Annotated in this window: 3 protein-coding genes; all 3 read right to left on the reverse strand. The window is 32.9% G+C overall.

The window, feature by feature from the left end:
• On the reverse strand, window positions 1-911 hold a 911-nt coding region (locus DBR11_RS25985; RefSeq protein ID WP_108555480.1), incomplete at its 3' end, for an NAD(P)-dependent oxidoreductase.
• Window positions 911-1,537, reverse strand: coding sequence for a DapH/DapD/GlmU-related protein (locus tag DBR11_RS30610; RefSeq protein WP_108555481.1), 627 nt, complete (start codon window positions 1,535-1,537; stop codon window positions 911-913). The genes DBR11_RS30610 and DBR11_RS25985, both read right to left, overlap by 1 nt.
• 42 nt (window positions 1,538-1,579) lie before the next feature.
• The gene (locus DBR11_RS25995; RefSeq protein WP_108555482.1) at window positions 1,580-3,055 is read right to left on the reverse strand and encodes an oligosaccharide flippase family protein; all 1,476 of its coding nucleotides are present in this window, start codon (window positions 3,053-3,055) and stop codon (window positions 1,580-1,582) included.
• Window positions 3,056-3,155 lie beyond the last annotated feature (100 nt).

Here is a 3,155-nt window from a genome sequence, read left to right on the forward strand (position 1 = left end):
TTATTTAAGTTCTTAAAATAGGTCACATAATTTTCTAATCCTTTCCATATATCCATTTTTGGTTCCCAGCCAATTAATTTCGCCTTGGAAACATCCGCCCAAAAATGAACCGGATCTCCTTCTTTTGTAACCCCATTGAAACTTATTGTTGCTTGCGGATCAAACTGTTTATTTAAAAAATCAACAATTTGATGAATACTAATAGTAATGCCACTACCTCCATTTATTACATGATACCCCTTAAGATCTTGGGCGAAAATGTAAAGTAAACTCACCGCATCCGAAATATGAATCCAATCGCGAGTTTCTTCACCTGTTCCAAAAAAAACAACTGAAGTTGATTTATTGATTTTCTTACAGGCGTCCCACAGTAACTGTTTTTGTAAGCCCTCCCCGTAAATTGAAAAATAACGTATAATGCCTATGCTTATATTAAAATTTTTGCAATAAGAAAGGCAAAGGTCTTCTGCTATCCTTTTGTGAAAACCATAGGGTGAAACTGGTACCTCTATCATATTTTCCTTTATTGGCACATTGCCTAGGTTGCCTTGTACAGCTGGACTTGAAGGATAAATAAATTTGCACCCTGGATTTTGGAGCCTAATATATTCCAGAACAGATATTGTGCTTTGTACACTTTTTTGATAATCTTCATAAGGATTATCTCTGGAAAAAGCCACAGATCCACTCCCTCCACAATGAACAATCAAATCAAATTTTTCATTGATATTCAATAGTGCTTCAAAAGTAATTGTACTTTCATACCAGTGATCTAAACCCCATTTATTAAATTGGTCACTATGCCATTTACCATGACCAATTCCCGCCACATAATAACCATTTTTCTTGAATTCTCTCGCTACATTTCTGCCCAAAAAACCATAGGCTCCAGTTACTAAAACTTTTTTCATTATATATTGATTTCCTTACCTTCAAGTTTTTTTATTACTACAGCAGGGTTTCCTCCCACAACTGTCCACGCAGGAACATCTCTTGTCACTACGCTTCCGGCACCAACTATAGCTCCTTCACCTATCGTCACCCCTTTTAATATTATACAATTCATCCCAATCCATACATTTGAACAAATTTTTATAGGCCTCGTATCTACGACATCCCAATTCTTATTTTGAATAAATAATTTTCCACTTCTATAATCTGACAACTGTTGCGTAATATCCTTTTGTCTCTCTTTGTAATCAAGCGAATGAGAATTATGATCATATATATAGATTCCCCAAGCCATAAATACATTATTCTCAATTTCAATTTTACTTCTACAAATCAAATTACTTCTTCCAATAAAAACATTATTTCCGATAACGACCTCACCTTCTGAAGATTCAAATAATATCAAACAATCCAATATGGTGTTATCGCCAACTGTAACGTACTTTTTATTCTTTAATGGTTTCATCAAATTGATAGAGAACATTTCAAAAAAATGAGAATCACCAATTTCAATATGATCCTTTATTCTTTTTAAGTTAGTTTTCAATCTCCATTTACGTAAAAAACTCGATATTGTTGATAGCATATTTATAAATTTATCTATGATTTTTAATTCTTGGCATGTCTATTAACTCTTTCTGAAACGTGCTTTAAACCAGAATTTGATATCCAGCAATTTATTTAATCTGTATAAGCAAAAGGTGGAGCCACATAGTATAAGGACACTATTTACTATATATTGAGCAATTCCTTCAATATATAGAGAGCATGCTAATGATAACGCCACAAAACTGCCTAAAATAATTACATTTTTTATGTTTACAGATGAAAAAAGGAAGGAATTAAGTCTCCATGCACTATAAACCCCAAAAATCAAACAAATCAAATTTGCAGCTAAAAAACCAATACCCAAAACATTAAATCCAAAATAATTCCATCCAAAAAAAACAAAAGATATATATACCCCTTGCCTTATAGTTTCTATGATTATAGCATACCACCCCTTGTTTATTGAAAGATAAAGAACACCAACAGTATAACTTATAAATGTAAAAAAAGAGGCCATCATTTGCCATTTCAAAATGGCTATCGCTGAATGAAATGAATTGGTATATAATATATTTATTGCTAATGAAGCAAACGTTATCATTCCCATTAGCATAGGAGTTCCGACTAGAAGTGTCATTTCTAATTGTTGATTTATCAACTGGTTACTAGCATCTTTATCATGTTTAATCGCACTTAATCTAGGAAAATAATCTGCAAGCATAGAATTAAGCAAAACACTAATATACATTGTAGATATGATCCAAACTGCTTGGAAATACCCAACAGAGTCCATTCCTAGATGAGATCTAATCACTACACGAATAACATATAAAGAAGCAGTTGCCACAAATCCATTAACAACAATAAAAAAACCCAATTTGGCCATTCCCAAGCCCTCAAAAAAGGTTTCTGACAGAGACAATCTAACATTTTCAGTTATTACCTTCCTTGCATATATCCATGAAACAACCAAGGATCCAAGCGCAGATAAGACCATTGCTGGAACAATTCCAGAGATACCTAACCACCAAAAAATCGGGAGGGAAATTAAAGTCCCTAAAACAGATCCAAAAAGGGTAGCTTTAGCCATTTCTTTAATACGTCTTAGTCCTTGTAAAATAGCTAACTGACCTGCTGATACAGCATTAATTAGAAGAGTTACTGATACCAATGCAATACTAAAGGTATAAGTATCATTCCCAAATGTATAATTACTAAAAAAATTGCAACACACACATACAACCAACATGCCAATTAAGCCAGTCCCGAATTCCCATCGTCTTAACACCAATATTGTTTTTGCGACATATTTCGGATCAGTATTATTCTCAGCTACACTTTTTACTCCGCTGAAATTAATTCCTAATCCAGTTCCATTCCTAACTAACTCAATAATTGTTTGATAAAGACCTGCAACACCAACGCCTGCAGGACCTAACAATATTGCAATAACTTTATTTCTAATAATTCCAATTACAATATTTATTATTTGCGCTCCTCCAACAATAGTTGTTGATTTAAATATTTGTTTATAGGACTCCTTGTTTTCTTCCATTTTTTGCGTTGATTTTTATTCAGAAAATAAAACCTAAACTCTTTACTTATTCAAAGTAATGCTTAGAGCCTTACATTTCAGCCTTCTTACTTATTTAACT

This window comes from Pedobacter sp. HMWF019 (genome assembly GCF_003061025.1).
Lineage (GTDB): Bacteria > Bacteroidota > Bacteroidia > Sphingobacteriales > Sphingobacteriaceae > Pedobacter.